A 16,883-nucleotide genomic window follows, 5' to 3' on the forward strand; every position below is an offset into this window, starting at 1 on the left:
GCTTTCAGGAACGGATAGTCGGCTCTAGGGCATGGATCGGGCGATTGCCACCACAAGCATGCACATGGCGCCAATTCGAACGTTCTTTTCCACAAATTCAAGGTGTGACGTGCTGGCCGCAGGGCCTTGGGCGGATCCTTGACTGAGACACCCGGGGAACATGCTGCGGCCAAGTGCATTCAATCCGCGTTAAGCCGTAAGCCTTTAGGTCGGCTGCAAGGTTGCCAACGGTGGAATTCATCGCCATCACGCGGCGGACTGTCGAATTTACCCGGGAGAGGCGCACGAAGCGCATCCCCGCAGTGCAAGAGGAGTAAGCCTGGATCATGGCTCGCAAATTCCTGATTTCCCGTGTGGCCCTTGCGGTCGCGCTCTCGAGCGGTCTTGCGGTTTCGGTGGCCCCGACGGCCGCTGTCGCTGCCAAGAAGGACAAGGGTGGCTCGGCTGACTACTCGAAGGAGTTCGTCGCCGAATTCATTCCCATCCAGGAAGCTGACAAGAAGGCCCGCGCCGAACTGGGCGGCACCCCCAATGACCAGACTATGGCGGCGGCCGTTGCGGTGATGAACGCGGAGCTGGGCGGTGACGCCAAGGCCGCCTACGAGAAGGCGGCGAGCGTGGCCTCAACCCCGGACGACAAGAACGTCCTGGGTGACTTCATGCGCTTCTTCGCGATCATCTCGAAGGACAACGACCTCAAGATCAAGGCGCTCAAGATGCGCCTCGACAGCGGCAAGGTCGCGCCCGAGCAGATCGGCCCGGTCAACTACGACCTTGGCGTCACCTATTACCAGCAGAAGGACTTCGCGTCCGCCGCACCGTACCTGAAGGCGGCAAAGGACGCCGGTTACCAGGATCCCAACAACCAGCTCGACCTGCTGCTGGCCGACACCTACAAGCGCTCGGGCAACCCCGAAGCGGCGCTCGCGATGGTCAAGGAAGACATTGCGGCAGCCCAGGCTGCGGGCCGTGCGCCGGCAGAAAGCTCGCTGCGAGCCGCGCTGCAGTCGGCCTATGACGCCAAGGACCTTGCGGCCTCGACCGAATACGCCGCGATGCTGGCCGAGAACTATCCCTCGCCCGACACCTGGTACATCTCGTCCTCGATCGTGCGCCAGCTCGCCAGCCTGCCCAAGCAGCAGAACCTCGATCTCATGCGCCTGATGTACGAAACGCAGGCGATGAAGGACAAGCGCGACTACCTCGAGTACCTCGAGAACGCCGACCCGCGCGGTTACCCGGGTGAAGCGCTCAAGATCATGAACCAGGGTCTTGCCAAGGGCGCGCTCGCGAGCGCTGACCTGGGCACCGAAAAGGCGGACACCGAAGCGCGCGTGAAGTCGGACAAGGCCTCGCTGCCCTCGCAGGAAGCCGAAGCGGCCAAGCCCAGCGCGACCCTTGCCACGCTGACCAACGCGGGCGACGTGTTCCTGAGCTACGACGAGAATGCCAAGGCCGAGACCTTCTACGCGCGCGCTCTTGAAAAGCCGGGCGTTGATGCGAACACCGTCGCGCTGCGCCTCGGTATCGCGCAGGCACGCCAGGGCAAGTTCGCCGAGGCCGAGGCGACCCTCGCCAAGGTTGGCGGCGCCTCGAAGCCGGTCGCAGAGCTGTGGTCGGCCTACGCCGCCAGCAAGTCCTGATCGACGGATAAGGGCGGGGCGGCCGGACCTTCCGGTCGCCGCCCGGGCCTGCGGGCAATATAAAAAAGGAGGCGATGGACCCGGTGTCCATCGCCTCCTTTTTTATGTGGCCGTGCAAATGGCCGGTTGTCGAGCGTGGGGCAGGGTGCTGTCCCACGCTCGACAGCATTGCGGCTGCCGATCAGTCGGCGGGCTCGAATTCTTTCGTTTCCGGGTTCATCAGGTGCAGGATTCCGTCGGAGATGGCGAAGAACGAACCGCGCAGGGTGAGTTCACCGCTCTCGACCTTGTCCTTGACCCAGGGGAAGGTCATCAGGTTCTCGAGGCTGACGCGCACGCCGGCGTGCTCCATTTCGATCTCGGCAGCACGGCCGCTGTCGCCATGGTCGGCAACAACCTTCTCGCGGGCCTCGTCGAGAAGCGAGATCCAGTCGTCGACGAAGCCGCCCGCGCCCGGCGCATTGCCGCGCAGGCTCTGGCTGAGCGCCGCCTTGCAGCCGCCGCACATGCCATGTCCCATGACCAGCACTTCCTTGACCTTGAGCACCTGCACCGCGAATTCGAGCGCGGCGGAAACGCCGTGGTGGCCGGGCGTGGTCTCATAGGGCGGCACGAGGGCAGCGACGTTGCGGACCACGAAGATCTCGCCGGGGTCGACGTCGAAGATCTGGCTGGGGTCAACGCGGCTGTCGGAGCAGGAGATCACCATGACCTGCGGCTCCTGGCCGTCCTTGAGCTTCGCCCAGCGTTCACGGTTTTCGCTCCATCCGGAGGACCGGAAGCGGCGGTATCCCTCCACGAGATCTTCGAGCACGGGGGACTTGGCTTCGCTCATTGAAAACTCCTTGGGATTATCTGGCAAACCATTGCGCGAGGTATAACGCAGTTTCTTCCGTTGCGTTTCGCGTGCACGACAAAGCACGATTGCGCGACCATTAGCGTGCATATTGGGGGTGGCAAGCCGGGCCGGGAGGGACTATCTGGGCCCCATGAACGATCTTTCCTCCGCTCCCAAGCCCGAACGCAAGCGCAAGCCCGACTGGATCCGCGTAAAGGCGCCGACCAGTCGCGGTTATGGTGAAACCCGCCAGCTGATGCGGGATCTCAGCCTCAACACGGTGTGTGAGGAGGCGGCGTGCCCCAACATCGGGGAATGCTGGGAAAAGAAGCATGCGACGGTGATGATCCTGGGCGACACCTGCACGCGCGCCTGCGCGTTCTGCAACGTGAAGACCGGTATGCCGGGCCGCGTCGATCCCGCCGAACCCGAGCATGTTGCCGAGCTGGCTTTGAAGACGGGCCTTGAACACATCGTCATCACCTCGGTTGACCGTGACGATCTTCCCGACGGCGGCGCAAACCAGTTCATCAAGGTGATCGAGGCGCTGCGCGCTGCAACCCCCAAGACCACCATCGAGATCCTGACCCCCGATTTTCGCGGTAAGATGCGCGCGGCCATCGAGGCGATTGCCACGGCCCGTCCCGACGTGTTCAACCACAATCTGGAAACGGTGCCCCGTCTCTATCCGACGATCCGCCCCGGCGCGCGGTACTACGCCTCGCTGCGCCTGCTCGAAGAGGTCAAGGCGCACGATCCCTCGATCTTCACCAAGTCGGGCATCATGCTGGGCCTGGGCGAAGCACGTCTCGAAGTGCATCAGGTCATGGACGACATGCGCTGCGCGGACATCGACTTCCTGACCATGGGCCAGTACCTCCAGCCCACGCCCAAGCACGCCGAAGTCGCCGAGTTCGTGACCCCGCAGGCGTTCAAGTCCTATGGGGCCATCGCGCGTGCCAAGGGCTTCCTGCAGGTCGCCTCGACGCCGTTGACCCGTTCGAGCTACCATGCGGGCGATGACTTTGCCGAGATGCGCGCCGCGCGTGAAGCGCGTCTCGCCAAGGAACAGAAGAAAAAGCGCTAAGCTTCCGAGGCCCGCGGTCCCTGTCCAGAGCTGGGCAGGCGCGGGCACGGAACAGGCCCACGGAAAGCCCGTTACACCCAAATGCCCGGAATTCATGAAACCTACCGGCTCCCCTACAGCGCGGAGCAGATGTTCGATCTCGTGGCCGATGTCGGTCGCTACCAGGAGTTCCTGCCCTGGGTCGTGGCGACCCGTGTCCGTTCGGACAGTGACACCGAGATGGTCGCGGACATGCTCGTCGGCTTCAAGGCGCTGCGCGAGAAGTTCACGTCACGCGTCGAGAAGACCCGTCCGCGCGAGATCCGCGTTCACTATGTCGATGGGCCGATGAAGGACCTCGATAACGTCTGGACGTTCCATCCGGTGGACGAGACCAGCTGCGATGTCGAGTTCGATGTGCGCTTCTCGTTCCGCAACGCGCTGTTCGAGAAGCTGGCGGGCCAGTATTTCGACAAGGCCTTCCGCAAGATGGTGGCCGCGTTCGAGACGCGCGCGAGCGAGCTCTACGGCGCGCCCGCTGGAGGCTGACCAGGATGGCGGAGCGGAGTGGTTGCAATTTGTAACCACAGCGCCCGAGCCGCACTTAAAGTGGTTTCTAAAGAAAACCCCGCAGGCCTTCTGCGGGGTTTTCTTTTGTTACCTTTGTCCTTCAAAGATCTGAAATAACGTAATTTTTAGGGGAGGAGGAGGTTGAGCGCCGTCAGCGCCGCCTGGTGACGTACCGCCGCGCGGTCCTCGCCTTCGATGTGCTGCTGCTCGGCGTTGACCTCCTCGTCGCCGCGAAAGGCGCGGGCGAAGACGACGGTGCCGACCGGCTTCAACTCGGTGCCGCCGCCAGGACCTGCAATGCCGCTGATCGCCACGGCCACGTCCGCGCGGCTCTGGCGCAGGGCGCCTTGCGCCATGGCCCAGGCGGTGGCGGGCGAAACGGCGCCGAAGGCCTCGATCAGGTCGGGCTGGACGCCCAGCATTTCCTGCTTGGATTCGTTGGAGTAGGTCACGAACCCGCGCTCGAGCACGGCCGAGGAGCCGGGTACTTCGGTCAGCGCCGCGCACACAAGACCGCCGGTGCAGCTTTCGGCCACGGCAATGGTGCGACCCAGCGCCTTGTTTTCGGTGATCACGCGCTCGGCGAGATCGAACAGGTCGGTCGGGAAGAGAAGCTGTTTACCCATGTCAGTCCTTGCAGATGGTCAGGCCGCCCAGCGCCTTCGAATTGGCGGTGCCTTGCTGAGCGATCGTCTCCGAGCGGGCCGCGACTTCGATGAAGAGCGCGATGAGCCCAGCGGTGTTCTGGGGCGGAAGCGGCGAGAGCAGGTCGATGGCAAAATCGATCTCCTCGCACGATTCCAGGTGAATGGCCTGCGCGACGAGGCCCGATACGGTGGCATCGACGAGCGGCTTGAGCGTTTCGTCGGGCAGCTGTGCAGCGATCGCTCCCATGCCCTCGTCGCGTCCGCGGCTAAGCTTCAGGAAGGCCGAACGCGCTTGCGGCCAGTATTGCTCGCGCGGGCCGGAGTAGCGCTGGACAATTTCCTGTCCATGGGTGGACAGGAACGCGTCGGCGGGGAGCGCCTGGCGGCAGCGCCGTGCCGTCCCGTCGATTACCTGCGGAAGCGAATAGGTCAGGACCGAACGGGCTTCACCGCGGGTCAGGCAGGCCTGTGTGGCTGCGCTGGCGAGCGTTGGACACACGGCGATGCTGGCGGCAAGTCCTGCGGCCAGCCCGCGGCGCGCAGACTGTCGAACGCGAGAAGCAAATCGGGTCACCAGACGTCTCCTTGAAATGCCTTGGGGTCAGACCCGCACGAGGCTGACGGCGGCCTGGGCGGCAATGCCTTCGCGGCGGCCGGTAAAGCCCAGCTTCTCGCTGGTGGTCGCCTTGACGCTGACAAGCTGCGGGTCGGCGCTCAGGATTTCGGCCAGGCGCGCGCGCATCGCGTCGCGGTGGGGGCCGATCTTGGGCGCCTCGCAGATGATTGTCACGTCCGCATTGCCGAGCGCGTAGCCAGCCTCGGCCACGAGCGAGGCGGCGTGGGCGAGAAAACGGTCCGAGGACGCGCCCTTCCAGCGCGCGTCGCTGGGCGGAAAGTGCTGCCCGATATCGCCCGCCGCAATCGCGCCGAGCAGTGCATCGACGAGCGCGTGGATGGCCACGTCAGCATCGCTGTGGCCCGCCAGCCCGTGGGTATGCTCGATCTTGACGCCGCACAGCCACAGGTCTTCGCCCTCTTCCAACTGGTGGACGTCGAACCCGGTGCCCACGCGCATGGGCGGGGCGGCGGGAGTGAAGTCGTGGCTGTAGGTCAACTTGTGCAGGGCTTCGTCTCCTTCGACGAGGGCAATGTCGCAGCCCCAGGCCTGGGCGACCTGGGCGTCATCTCCGGCGCTGGCCGGGCTGTCCCAGGCCCGGTGGGCGTCGAGAATTTCGGCGAATCGGAAGGCTTGCGGGGTCTGGACCCGCCTCAGGTCCTCGCGCCGCGCGCTGGCTCCCATGCGCGGCCCATGCGCGCCGGGTTCGGCGTGGGCAAGACTGTCGACCACCGGGAGGACGGGGATTGCGCCCTTGTGGTGCTCTAGTGCGGTGAGCAGCCGTGCGATGACGGCCTGGGGCAGGATCGGGCGGGCGGCATCGTGGATCAGGACATGCTCGGGCTGCGATCCGGCCAGCACTTCAAGGCCAAGGCGCACCGATTCCTGCCGGGTCTCGCCGCCTGCTGTAAATATCACCCCGGCGATGCCGGAAAGCGCCTCACGTGCGACAGGTCCTGCATTTTCGGGTATCACCACGCAGATCGGAGCGATTTCAGCGGCGGCCAGGGCCTCCACGGAATGACGCAGGACCGGCTTGCCGCGCCAGTTCGCGAACTGCTTGGGAAGGGGCTGTCCGGCGCGCAAACCCTTGCCCGCAGCCACCACGACAGCGGCGGCCCTGGGGGTGTCGGATATGGCGCGGGGGGAAGTCGAAGTGCTCTGCGTCATCGCGATTGCGGGTAATCGCTTGCTGCGGCGAGGGCAATCCACTATGCGCCTGCCTGTTTTTTAGGCAGTACTGCACAAGATATGACTCGACACGACACTCACCTGCCGGCCGCGCCCGCGCTCAAGCCCATCGACATCGGTCCTGTGCGGATCGACTGTCCCGTCGTGCTCGCGCCGATGACGGGGGTTTCCGACCTTCCGTTCCGCAAGATGGTGCGCAGCTTCGGCTCCGGTCTCAACGTGACCGAGATGATCGCCAGCCCGGCGGCGATTCGCGAAACGCGCGTTTCGGTGCAGAAGGCGATGTGGGATCCGTGCGAGGACCCGGTTGCCATGCAGTTGGTCGGCTGTGAGCCCGAGCAGATGGGCGAGGCGGCGAAGCTGGTTGAGGATCGCGGCGCGGCGATCATCGACATCAACATGGGCTGCCCGGTGCGCAAGGTCGTGAACGGCGATGCGGGTTCGGCGCTGATGCGCGACGTGCCGCTGGCGACGCGCCTGATCGAGGCGACGGTCAAGGCGGTCAAGGTCCCGGTCACGGTCAAGATGCGCATGGGTTGGTGCCATGACAGCCTCAACGCCCCTGAACTTGCGCGTATTGCCGAGGATCTGGGGGCCCGCATGATCACCGTCCACGGGCGCACCCGCAACCAGATGTACAAGGGCAGCGCGGACTGGAGCTTCGTGCGCAAGGTCAAGGACGCGGTTTCGATCCCCGTCATCGTCAATGGTGATATCTGCGGTATCGAAGACGCGGCAAACGCTCTGGAGCAGTCGGGCGCGGACGGCCTGATGGTCGGGCGCGGCGCTTACGGCAAGCCCTGGATCCTCTCGCAGATCATGCAGTGGTGGCGCGGCCAGGAAGTCGCTGCCGAGCCCGATTTCGGCGCGCAGTACGCGATCATCCGCGAACACTACGAAGCGATGCTGGAGCATTATGGGCGCGACACAGGCGTCAAGATGGCCCGCAAGCATCTGGGGTGGTACGTCAAGGGCATCAAGGGCTCGGCCGAGTTCCGCAACCGTGCGAACTTCATCGACGATCCCGATGAAGTGCTGCGCGCGCTGGCCGAGTTCTACGCCCCCTTTCGCGAGGCCCAGGCCGCATGAGCGAGGCGGCGGGCATCACCTTGCCCGAAGCTGACCGCGTGCTGGCCAGCCTGCCGCAGGCGGTCGTGCTGCTCGAGCCGGGGCTGCGCATCGCCTCGGTCAATCCGGCGGCAGAACAGTTCTTCGGCCAGTCGCTGCGGCGTCTGGTAGGGGTGGGCCTCCGCGAATTGCTCGACGTGACGAGCCCGCGCGTGCTGGATCGCCTGGACGATTACGAGACGCCGGTATCGGCGCGCGAACTGGCGGTCCAGGTCAAAGGCATGGGCATGCGCCGGATCGATCTCAATGTCGCGCCGGTCGCCGACCATCCGCGCTGGCAGGTCCTGATGATCCACGATCACACGACGGCCGAGGCTCTGGGCGACGATTCAGGCGGTTTTGATGCCGCTGCGCTTCGCGGACCCGAGATCATGGCGCACGAGATCAAGAACCCGCTTGCCGGGATCCGCGGGGCCGCGCAGCTCCTGGCGCGCCAGGTTGACGAGAAGGGGCACGCGCTGACCCATCTTATCACGAGCGAGGTGGACCGCATCGCCGATCTTATCGGGCGCATGCAGGACCTTAGCCGCCAGACGGCCCCCGCGATGGCGCCTTGCAATCTGCACGAGGCGGCGCGCCGCGCGATTGACGTGATCCACGCCGGACGTGCCGAGCACCCGGAATACTGCACCATCCAGGAGGAGTTCGATCCCTCTCTGCCCCCGGTCCTGGGCAGCGCGGATGCCTTGGTGCAGGTCATCATCAATCTGCTGTCGAACGCGATGGAAGCCAGCCTCTCGCAAGTCGTGCCGCGCGTCATGGTGCGCACCCGCTTTGCCAGCGGGTTACAGCTGCACACCACCGAGGACGGCAAGCCGCTGCGACTGCCGGTCGAACTGCGCGTGACCGACAATGGTGAAGGCGTGGCGCCGAGCCTTCGCGAGCATATCTTCGAGCCGTTCGTCACCAGCAAGAAATCGGGACAGGGGCTGGGGCTGCCGCTCGTGCGCAAGCTGGTACGCGAGATGAACGGGCGTATCACGCATGAGCGCGACGACGTGAAGGGGCTTACGCACTTTCGCGTTCACTTGCCGCTTGCGAAGGAAACACGAAAGACACTCTTGGGAGGGAGGCCATCGTGATCGAAGTCCTGTTGGTCGAGGACGACCCCTCGATCGCGCTCGTCATTGATGCGGCACTGGTCGCCGAAGGTGCGAACGTGACGCATGTCGAGACGCTTGCCGAGCGCGACCGGCTTTTGCAGCAGCAGCGTTTCAGCGCGCTGGTGACCGACGTCATGCTGCCCGATGGGGACGGGATCGAGACCTTGGGCGTGGTGCGCACGCTGTGCCCCGAGATGCCGATCGTCATTCTCTCGGCGCAAAACACGCTCGACACCGCCGTACGCGCGACCGACACCGGGGCCTTCGAGTATTTTCCCAAGCCCTTCGACATCGATGAACTGGCGCGCACGGTGTGCCAGGCGGCGGGCAACGCGGGCGGTGGAGATGCTCTGGAGGATGAGGACATCGTCGAGGATGGCCTGCCGCTGGTGGGCCGCAGCCCGGCGATGCAGTCGGTCTTCCGCATGATCACGCGGGTCCTGCGCAATGATCTGACCGTGCTAATTCTGGGCGAATCGGGGACGGGCAAGGAACTGGTCGCCGAGGCCATCCACCAGCTCGGCAATCGTCGGGCCGGGCCGTTCATCGCGGTCAACACCGCCGCGATCCCGGCCGAACTCATCGAAAGCGAGCTGTTCGGGCACGAGAAGGGCGCCTTTACCGGCGCGGTTGCGCGCCATGTCGGCAAGTTCGAGCAGGCCGCGGGCGGCACGCTGTTCCTCGACGAGATCGGTGACATGCCGATGCAGGCGCAGACGCGTCTGCTGCGCGCGCTCCAGTCGGGCACGATCCGCCGCGTGGGCGGGCAGGAAGACATCCGCCTCGACGTGCGCATCGTCGCGGCCACCAACAAGTCGCTCGAACCCGAGATCGCGGCCGGACGCTTTCGCGAGGACCTGTTCTACCGCCTCAACGTGGTGCCCATTCACATGCCGCCGCTGCGCGAGCGGCGCGACGATATCGAGGTCCTGGCCCGCCATTTCCTCCAGCAGGCGGCAAGCGAGGGGCTGCCGCGTCGCCAGCTGACCCCGGCGGCCTCGCGCCTGCTGGGCGAGCAGGCCTGGCCGGGCAACGTGCGCGAGCTCAAGAACTTCATCTACCGGCTCACCCTGCTGGCGCGTGAGGACATGATCGACGTCGAGGTTGTTGTCCCGCTGCTGCGCCAGGCGGCCAGCGCCGAGACTGCCCCCGAGGGCGATCCGGACAGGTCCGATATCGAGGCGGCCATCGTCCAGTGGCTGGAGAGCGCGCAGCCCGCCTCTGGCACGATCTACGCCTCGGCGCTCGCGGCGCTGGAGCGCCCTCTCTTCGCCTCGATCCTGCGCCAGACCGCGGGAAACCAGCTGCGCGCGGCGCAGGCCCTGGGGATCAACCGCAATACCTTGCGCAAGCGCTTGAGCGAACTGGCGCTTGACCCGGAGGAATTCGCCCGGCGTTAATCTTCATAGGGGCAGACGGCGATGCGGGCACGGCGTCGTCTCGCCGATATGTGCCTGCAACCGAACGCACGACGCAGATTTGGAACTTGCGCTGGCGCAACAGGGGTGTTGTATAGGTGCAACGATGAGTGCAGTACCCGCGACACGACGAAACTGGCCACGGTGGTGGAGGCGATTCCAGATCGCGGCGCGCCGGGCCAACATCTTCGCGGTGATTGCCGCGCTGTGCGTGGTCGCCTTCGTGGTCATGAGTTCGATCACTTGGATCAGCCTCAATTCGGGGTGGGATGCGGCGCGCCCCATTCCTTCCAATCTGACGGCCACGCTTCTGGTCGGCATGCTGGTGCCCGCGATGGCGCTGATCGTGCTTCTGGGGCGCTACATAGCCCTGCAACGCGCGGCGGAGAGTATCGGCGGCACCGGGCAGATGCACGTGCGCCTCGTGTTCATTTTCTCGCTCATTTCGGCGATCCCGACGCTGCTCGTGGTGGTCTTCGCCTCGTGGCTGTTCCAGTCGGGTGTCGAGTTCTGGTTTTCCGACAACTCGCGTGGCCTCCTCGAAAACGCGAACAAGCTGGCACGGGGCTACTACGAACAGACGGTGCGTGACGTGGGTTACGAGTCTGCGGCGATGGCGCAGGATTCGCGTGTCACCCTCGAAAGCCATCCTGTCGTCAGTCCGACTTTCCAGCGTTTCCTTGCCGAGCAGGTCCTGCTCCGCAATCTGTCGGTTGCGGCAGTCATCCAGATCGACTCCAATGGGGAGCAGCGCACCCCGATCATCGTTGATCCGGACAACAAGTCCGAGAACAACCGTTTGAGCAAGGAAATGCTCGAACGCCTCGACAAGGGCGAACCCTATGTCGCGGAATCGAAGAACAACCGCATCGTTGCGGGCGCACCGATCGAGCGCCAGTCGGGTGTCTACCTGCTGGTCGCGCGCACCAATGACCTTGTTTCCCTCAGTCAGGGGCAGCGCGCCGAGAACATCGTGCAGGCCTACGAGGTCCTGACCAGCCGTGCGCGGATCATGCAGCTGCAGTTCAACGTCGCGCTGTTCGTCGGTTCTCTGGCGCTGGTCGGGCTCTCGGTCTGGTTCGCGCTGCGCTTTGCCGACCGGCAGGTGCAGCCGCTCTACGAACTGGTGGAGGCCGCGCGCCGCGTGGGGGCGGGCAACTACTCGCTGCAATTGGAGGGGCGTACCGGCACCGACGAGATCGGCCTCCTCAACCGCGCCTTCAACCGCATGACCGCGCAGATCGACAAGCAGACGCAGGCGCTTCTGGGCGCCAACCGCCAGCTTCACGAACGCCGCCTGTTCATCGAAGCCGTTCTGGAATCGGTGACTTCGGGCATCATTTCGCTCGACGAGAAAGGCTGCATTCTCCTGATGAACAGCTCCGCGCTCAAGCTGACCAATCAGGACGACGTGCCCGAGGGTATGCCGATTGCCGAGTTGGCCCCGGCCATTGCGACCATGATCGAGAGCGATGATCGCAGCGGCATCGTCCAGTTCAGCCGGGGCGGCGAACTCCTGACCCTCGCCGTGAAGACGAGCCGTGATGCAACCGGCCACGTCATCACCTTCGAGGACATCACCCGTCAGTTGGTCGACCAGCGCACCGCGGCCTGGTCGGACGTTGCGCGCCGTATTGCGCACGAGATCAAGAACCCGCTCACGCCGATCCAGCTGGCGACCGAGCGTCTCAGCCGCCGCTACCGCAAGCAGATCACCGACAACCCGGAGCTCTTCGAGGACCTCACAGCCACGATCATCCGGCAGGTCGGCGACTTGCGTCGGATGGTCGACGAGTTTTCCTCGTTCGCCCGCCTGCCCAAGCCCGTGTTCCGCGCAGAAGACCCCGTGGCGCTCACACGCCAGGCCTTGTTCCTTCAGGAAGTCGCACGTCCCGACGTCGACTTTACCTTCGCGGCCGAGGGCGAGATCGGCACCATCGATTGCGACCGCCACCAGTACGGCCAGGCCATGACCAATGTTCTCAAGAACGCGGTCGAGGCCACCGAGACCAAGGCCCGCGAAGCCGGGGAGGACTACAAGGGACGGATCGCGGTGGACATGACGGCCAGCGAGGACTGCATTCAGGTGCGCATCGCTGACAACGGCATCGGCCTCTCGCAGGCACGCGAACGGATCATCGAACCTTACGTCACCACCCGCGAAAAGGGCACCGGACTTGGCCTCGCGATCGTCAACAAGATCGTCGAGGAACATGGCGGCGACATGACCTTTACCCCCGCCGAGGGCGGCGGGACCGTGGTGACAATGCGCTTCGCAGCGGACCCGCTGCTGCGCCAGCGCAAGCAGGAGGCCGCCGAATGAAGGCGGCCATGCGGGAACACAGGCGCTTCGCGCTTGCTAGGAACGACACGAGAAACAAGAAGAAGATTGGGCCATGGCACTGGAAATCCTGATTGTTGACGACGAGCGTGATATTCGTGAGCTCGTTGCCGGGGTTCTGAGCGACGAGGGGTACGATTGCCGCACGGCGGGCGACAGCACCCAGGCGCTCGAGGAAATCGACAAGCGCCGCCCCTCGCTGGTGCTCCTCGACGTGTGGCTGCACGGAAGCCGCCTTGACGGTCTCGAGGTGCTCGATGCGATCAAGGCGCGCGAGCCCGAACTGCCGGTCATCATCTTCTCGGGCCACGGCAACATCGACACCGCCGTGGCGGCCATCGGACGCGGTGCGGTCGATTTTATCGAAAAGCCCTTCGAGGCCGAGAGGTTGATCCACCTCGTCGGCAAGGCGACCGAAACCGAGCGCCTGCGCCGGGAGAATGCTCAGCTGCGCCAGGACTTCTCGACCGGAGAGGAGTTCACCGGTTCCAGCGCCTCGATCAACCAGGTGCGCGCGACCCTGAAGCGTGTGGCCAACACCGGCAGCCGCCTGCTCATCACTGGGCCCGCCGGATCGGGCAAGGAAGTGGCCGCGCGGCTTCTCCACGCCTGGAGCCCGCGCGCGGACAAGGCCTTCGTCAGTGTCAACTCGGCGCGTATCACGCCCGAGCGCTTCGAACAGGAGCTCTTCGGGGAGGAAGCCGAAGGCGCGTTGGTGCGTCCGGGTCTCCTGGAAACCGCCGATGGCGGCACGCTGTACCTTGATGAAGTGGCGGACATGCCGCTGTCGACCCAGGCCCGGATCCTGCGCGTTCTGACCGATCAGGCCTTCGTGCGCGTGGGCGGGACGCGCCAGATCCGCGTCGACGTGCGCGTGGTGTCCTCGACCTCACGCGACCTTGAGAAGGAAATTTCCGAGAGGCGCTTCCGCGAGGACCTATTCTACCGCCTCAATGTCGTGCCCGTCGCCATTCCGGCGCTGCGCGAACGGCGCGACGACATTCCCGCGCTCGTCGATCATTTCTTTGCGCGTTACGCCAACGAGCAGGGCGTCGCGCCGCCGCAGGTTTCGCCCGAGGCCATGACTGCGCTCCAGGCGTACGAGTGGCCCGGCAACGTGCGCCAGCTGCGCAACGTGGTCGAGCGCACGGTCATCATGGCCCCGCGCGAGAAGCTGGACCGGATCGAGCCCGACATGTTGCCCCCGGAAATCTTCAACGCCCGTGGCGGTGGCGATGGCGGCGTGGCGGTGATGATGAGCGCGCCGCTTCGCGAGGCGCGCGAGAGCTTCGAGCGTGAGTACCTGCGCGTCCAGATCCGGCGGTTTTCCGGGAATATCTCGAAGACCGCCTCGTTCATCGGCATGGAGCGATCGGCGCTGCACCGAAAGCTCAAGCTGCTCGGCATGTCCGAGCGCAAGGAGGAGGAAACCCCCGGCGAAGGCGAGGGGTGAGACACGCGTAAGGCAAACGACATAACTTTCGGATTTACTGCATTGCAGCAAGCGGGTAATTTCGATTCGCTTACGGCATGATCCGGGATGGGCATGCCAGATCGCGGACCGCATCAGCGGCCGCCAAAAAGAAGGAGAATACAATGGCTGGTCGAACGCTTTCCGCGCGGCCGAGAGCGAGCGCCACCACGGAGGCTGCGGACACCAAGCCCGCGGCAGCTCCGGCGCAATCGGCACCTGCATCCGGTAAGGGCCAGAACCTTCAGGATCAGTTCCTCAACCTCCTGCGCAAGAACAAGACCCCCGTGACCATGTTCCTGGTCAAGGGTGTCAAGCTGCAGGGGATCGTCACCTGGTTCGACAACTTCTCGATCCTGCTGCGCCGCGATGGGCAGTCGCAGCTGGTCTACAAGCACGCCATTTCGACGATCATGCCCTCGACGCCCGTCGATGCGGCCCAGTTCAACAGCGGCGAGGGTTCCAAGAAGACCCGCGCGCTGCAGGACGTCTTCCTCTCCAGCATCCGCAGCGCCGGCGTGCAGGTGACGATGTTCCTCATCAACGGCGTCATGCTCCAGGGCCGGGTCGCGGCCTATGACCTGTTTTGCATGCTGCTCGAACGCGAAGGCTATGTGCAGCTTGCCTACAAGCACGCGGTTTCGACGATCCAGCCGGTGACCCCGGTGGACCTGCAGAGCCACGAAGAAGCGGAAGACTGATTCCAGCTTGGACGACGAACTGAAAGGAGAGGTCACGCGCGGCGCGCGTGCCCTCGTCGTATATCCGCACATGCGAGGCAACCGGGGCAGCGCCGATCTGGACCCGGAAGCCCGCCTCGAAGAAGCCAAGGGGCTCGCACTCGCGATCGGCCTCGTGATCGCCGATGGCCAGATCATCCCGATCCGCGAGCCACGCGCGGGCACGCTCTTTGGTGAAGGTCAGATCGAGAATATCTCGGTTGGATGTAACCTGCATGAGGCCGAACTGGTGGTGGTGGACGGATCGCTCACCGCCATCCAGCAGCGCAACCTCGAAGAAAAGCTCAAGCGCAAGGTCATCGACCGCACCGGCCTCATCCTCGAGATCTTCGGCGAGCGCGCGGCGACCGCAGAAGGCCGCCTGCAGGTCGAACTGGCGCACCTCGACTACCAGGCCGGGCGTCTGGTGCGCAGCTGGACCCACCTGGAACGTCAGCGCGGTGGCTTCGGCTTTCTTGGCGGTCCGGGTGAGACCCAGATCGAGGCCGACCGCCGGATGATCCGCGACCGGATGGGACGCCTGCGCCGTGAACTGGAGCAGGTGCGTCGTACGCGCGGGCTTCATCGGGATCGGCGCGAGAAGGCGCCCTGGCCGATTGTCGCGCTGGTGGGCTATACCAACGCGGGCAAGTCGACCCTGTTCAACCGCCTGACAGGTGCGGACGTGATGGCGCAGGATCTCCTGTTCGCCACGCTCGATCCGACTATGCGCGCGGTGCGCCTGCCGGGCGTGGAAAAGGCGATCCTGTCGGACACCGTGGGCTTCATCTCCGATCTTCCCACCCAGCTCGTCGCGGCTTTCCGCGCCACGCTGGAGGAAGTGACCGCGGCCGACGTGATCCTGCATGTGCGCGACATTGCAAACCCCGACACCGAATCGCAGAAGCGCCAAGTGCTCTCGGTGCTTTCGGATCTGGGCGTCATCCCACGAGAGGACGACGAGGAAGAGCCGGGTGAGGAACCTACGATCCCGATCATCGAGGTCTGGAACAAGTGGGACCTGCTCACGCCCGAGCGCGCAGAGGAACTGCGTGAGGTCATCGACTACCGTTCGGACGAGACGATCATTCCGCTCTCGGCGGTCACGGGCGAGGGCTGCGAGCACCTGCTCGATGTCGTCGGCCATGGCCTCAACGCCGATGCCAAGGTCTATACTTTCGTGCTGCCCGCAGCTGATGGGCAGCGGCTCGCGTTCCTGCACGCGCGGGGCGAGGTGCTCTCCGAAGTTGCAGACGGCGAGGACGAGAATGGTCCCCGCATCCGCATCGAAGTGCGCCTGGCTGAGCGTGAACTAGGCCGTTTTCGCGCGCTCTGACGCCTTCACCGCCTGCCAGAGCGCTTCCTGCGCGTCGAGATCGAGGTTGGCAAAGACCTCGTCTCGCTGGCTGGCGAGGGCTTCCATCCCCCGGAAGCGCCGTTCGAACTTGGCGTTTGCGGCGCGCAGCGCGTCCTCGGGCGCGATCCCGTTGAGGCGCACCAGGTTGACGGCGGCAAACAGCAGGTCGCCGGCTTCCTCCAGCTTTTCTGCATCCGAAGCTTCGGCCAGTTCGACGAGTTCCTCGCGGACCTTGTCTTCCGCGCCGCTCGGATCGGGCCAATCGAAACCGACGCGTGCGGCGCGCTTCTGCAACTTTTCGGCGCGCATGAGCGCAGGGAGGGCACCCGCGACCCCATCGACCGCGCTCGTCTCGCCCTTGGCCGCGCGTTCTTGCGCCTTCAGCTTCTCCCAGCGCTCGGTCTGGCCGGTTTCCGTATCGCCCTCACCGAAGATGTGCGGGTGGCGCGCTTCCAGCTTGTTGGAAATCGCGGCGGCCACGTCGGCGAAGGCGAAGGCGTCCTGTTCCTCGGCCATGCGCGCGTGGAACACCACCTGAAGCAGCAGGTCGCCCAGTTCTTCGCGAAGAGCTGCGAGGTCCGCGCGCTCGATGGCGTCGGCGACTTCGTAGGCCTCCTCGATGGTGTAGGGCGCGATCGAGGCGAAGTCCTGCGCCCGGTCCCATTCGCACCCGTTCACCGGATCGCGCAAGGTGGCCATGATGGAGAGCAGGCGGTCGATCTGGTCGTGACGGGAAGCGGCGGTCATGGCTGTCCTTGCGCAGGCGGAAAAGAGG

The 16,883-nt window shown here is 65.0% G+C and carries 15 protein-coding genes; 10 read left to right on the forward strand and 5 right to left on the reverse strand.

From position 1 onward, the window contains the following. Positions 1–326 precede the first annotated feature (326 nt). Complete coding sequence (locus LC060_RS19990; RefSeq protein WP_226638467.1) at positions 327–1,643, forward strand: hypothetical protein; 1,317 nt, start codon at positions 327–329, stop codon at positions 1,641–1,643. Positions 1,644–1,824: 181 nt separating this feature from the next. Here the strand turns inward: LC060_RS19990 and LC060_RS19995 are convergent, their stop codons facing one another. Beyond that, the gene (locus LC060_RS19995) at positions 1,825–2,478 is read right to left on the reverse strand and encodes a carbonic anhydrase (protein ID WP_226638468.1); all 654 of its coding nucleotides are present in this window, start codon (positions 2,476–2,478) and stop codon (positions 1,825–1,827) included. A 154-nt stretch (positions 2,479–2,632) separates the two neighbouring features. Here LC060_RS19995 and lipA point away from each other — a divergent pair, with 154 nt between their 5' ends. Next, positions 2,633–3,568, forward strand: coding sequence for a lipoyl synthase (lipA, locus tag LC060_RS20000; RefSeq protein ID WP_226638469.1), 936 nt, complete (start codon positions 2,633–2,635; stop codon positions 3,566–3,568). 81 nt (positions 3,569–3,649) lie between these two features. After that, positions 3,650–4,096: a type II toxin-antitoxin system RatA family toxin gene (locus LC060_RS20005; RefSeq protein ID WP_226638470.1), complete on the forward strand. Its 447-nt coding sequence runs from the start codon at positions 3,650–3,652 to the stop codon at positions 4,094–4,096. Between the two features lie 146 nt (positions 4,097–4,242). Here LC060_RS20005 and LC060_RS20010 read toward each other — a convergent pair whose 3' ends face one another. The 3 genes from LC060_RS20010 to LC060_RS20020 are packed head-to-tail and all read right to left on the reverse strand — an operon-like array spanning position 4,243 to position 6,550. Continuing rightward, the gene (locus LC060_RS20010) at positions 4,243–4,743 is read right to left on the reverse strand and encodes a CinA family protein (RefSeq protein WP_226638471.1); all 501 of its coding nucleotides are present in this window, start codon (positions 4,741–4,743) and stop codon (positions 4,243–4,245) included. Between the two features lies 1 nt (position 4,744). Further along, positions 4,745–5,338 (reverse strand): hypothetical protein, encoded by a 594-nt coding sequence (locus tag LC060_RS20015; protein WP_226638472.1) that lies wholly within the window; start codon positions 5,336–5,338, stop codon positions 4,745–4,747. 27 nt (positions 5,339–5,365) lie between these two features. Then, entirely contained in the window at positions 5,366–6,550 is a 1,185-nt protein-coding gene (locus LC060_RS20020; protein WP_226638473.1) for a bifunctional 2-C-methyl-D-erythritol 4-phosphate cytidylyltransferase/2-C-methyl-D-erythritol 2,4-cyclodiphosphate synthase, read from the reverse strand. An 81-nt stretch (positions 6,551–6,631) separates the two neighbouring features. On the opposite strand from LC060_RS20020, the gene dusB reads away from it, so the two are divergent. The 7 genes from dusB to hflX all read left to right on the forward strand — a co-directional run bounded on the left by dusB (position 6,632) and on the right by hflX (position 16,087). Then, positions 6,632–7,660 carry a tRNA dihydrouridine synthase DusB gene (gene dusB, locus LC060_RS20025; protein WP_226638474.1) on the forward strand — a complete coding sequence of 343 codons (1,029 nt, stop codon included), beginning with the start codon at positions 6,632–6,634 and terminating at the stop codon, positions 7,658–7,660. After that, positions 7,657–8,781 (forward strand): two-component system sensor histidine kinase NtrB, encoded by a 1,125-nt coding sequence (locus tag LC060_RS20030; protein ID WP_226638475.1) that lies wholly within the window; start codon positions 7,657–7,659, stop codon positions 8,779–8,781. Before dusB ends, LC060_RS20030 begins: the two co-directional genes overlap by 4 nt. Beyond that, entirely contained in the window at positions 8,781–10,202 is a 1,422-nt protein-coding gene (gene ntrC, locus LC060_RS20035; protein ID WP_413465146.1) for a nitrogen regulation protein NR(I), read from the forward strand. Before LC060_RS20030 ends, ntrC begins: the two co-directional genes overlap by 1 nt. A gap of 124 nt (positions 10,203–10,326) precedes the next feature. After that, on the forward strand, positions 10,327–12,543 hold the full coding sequence (locus tag LC060_RS20040; RefSeq protein WP_226638476.1) for an ATP-binding protein: 2,217 nt from the start codon (positions 10,327–10,329) through the stop codon (positions 12,541–12,543). 73 nt (positions 12,544–12,616) lie between these two features. Beyond that, the gene (locus LC060_RS20045; RefSeq protein ID WP_039393472.1) at positions 12,617–14,014 is read left to right on the forward strand and encodes a sigma-54-dependent transcriptional regulator; all 1,398 of its coding nucleotides are present in this window, start codon (positions 12,617–12,619) and stop codon (positions 14,012–14,014) included. A 143-nt stretch (positions 14,015–14,157) separates the two neighbouring features. Then, positions 14,158–14,733, forward strand: a complete 576-nt coding sequence (gene hfq / locus LC060_RS20050) for an RNA chaperone Hfq (protein WP_226638477.1) — start codon at positions 14,158–14,160, stop codon at positions 14,731–14,733. Between the two features lie 7 nt (positions 14,734–14,740). Beyond that, positions 14,741–16,087, forward strand: coding sequence for a GTPase HflX (gene hflX / locus LC060_RS20055; RefSeq protein WP_226638478.1), 1,347 nt, complete (start codon positions 14,741–14,743; stop codon positions 16,085–16,087). Here the strand turns inward: hflX and mazG are convergent. Beyond that, a complete protein-coding gene (gene mazG / locus LC060_RS20060; RefSeq protein WP_226638479.1) occupies positions 16,064–16,855 on the reverse strand; it encodes a nucleoside triphosphate pyrophosphohydrolase in 792 nt (263 codons plus the stop codon). The genes hflX and mazG overlap by 24 nt on opposite strands. Between the last annotated feature and the right edge of the window lie 28 nt (positions 16,856–16,883).

This window comes from Novosphingobium profundi (assembly GCF_020524485.1).
Classification (GTDB): domain Bacteria; phylum Pseudomonadota; class Alphaproteobacteria; order Sphingomonadales; family Sphingomonadaceae; genus Novosphingobium; species Novosphingobium profundi_A.

Bases quoted from the DNA above. Each gene is read 5' to 3' on its own strand.
- LC060_RS20045 (WP_039393472.1), top strand. From the start codon at position 12,617: ATGGCACTGGAAATCCTGATTGTTGACGACGAGCGTGATATTCGTGAG.
- hfq (WP_226638477.1), top strand. From the start codon at position 14,158: ATGGCTGGTCGAACGCTTTCCGCGCGGCCGAGAGCGAGCGCCACCACG.
- dusB (WP_226638474.1), top strand. From the start codon at position 6,632: ATGACTCGACACGACACTCACCTGCCGGCCGCGCCCGCGCTCAAGCCC.
- mazG (WP_226638479.1), bottom strand. From the start codon at position 16,855: ATGACCGCCGCTTCCCGTCACGACCAGATCGACCGCCTGCTCTCCATC.
- lipA (WP_226638469.1), top strand. From the start codon at position 2,633: ATGAACGATCTTTCCTCCGCTCCCAAGCCCGAACGCAAGCGCAAGCCC.
- LC060_RS20030 (WP_226638475.1), top strand. From the start codon at position 7,657: ATGAGCGAGGCGGCGGGCATCACCTTGCCCGAAGCTGACCGCGTGCTG.
- LC060_RS20010 (WP_226638471.1), bottom strand. From the start codon at position 4,743: ATGGGTAAACAGCTTCTCTTCCCGACCGACCTGTTCGATCTCGCCGAG.
- LC060_RS20005 (WP_226638470.1), top strand. From the start codon at position 3,650: ATGCCCGGAATTCATGAAACCTACCGGCTCCCCTACAGCGCGGAGCAG.
- LC060_RS20040 (WP_226638476.1), top strand. From the start codon at position 10,327: ATGAGTGCAGTACCCGCGACACGACGAAACTGGCCACGGTGGTGGAGG.
- LC060_RS19995 (WP_226638468.1), bottom strand. From the start codon at position 2,478: ATGAGCGAAGCCAAGTCCCCCGTGCTCGAAGATCTCGTGGAGGGATAC.
- LC060_RS19990 (WP_226638467.1), top strand. From the start codon at position 327: ATGGCTCGCAAATTCCTGATTTCCCGTGTGGCCCTTGCGGTCGCGCTC.
- LC060_RS20020 (WP_226638473.1), bottom strand. From the start codon at position 6,550: ATGACGCAGAGCACTTCGACTTCCCCCCGCGCCATATCCGACACCCCC.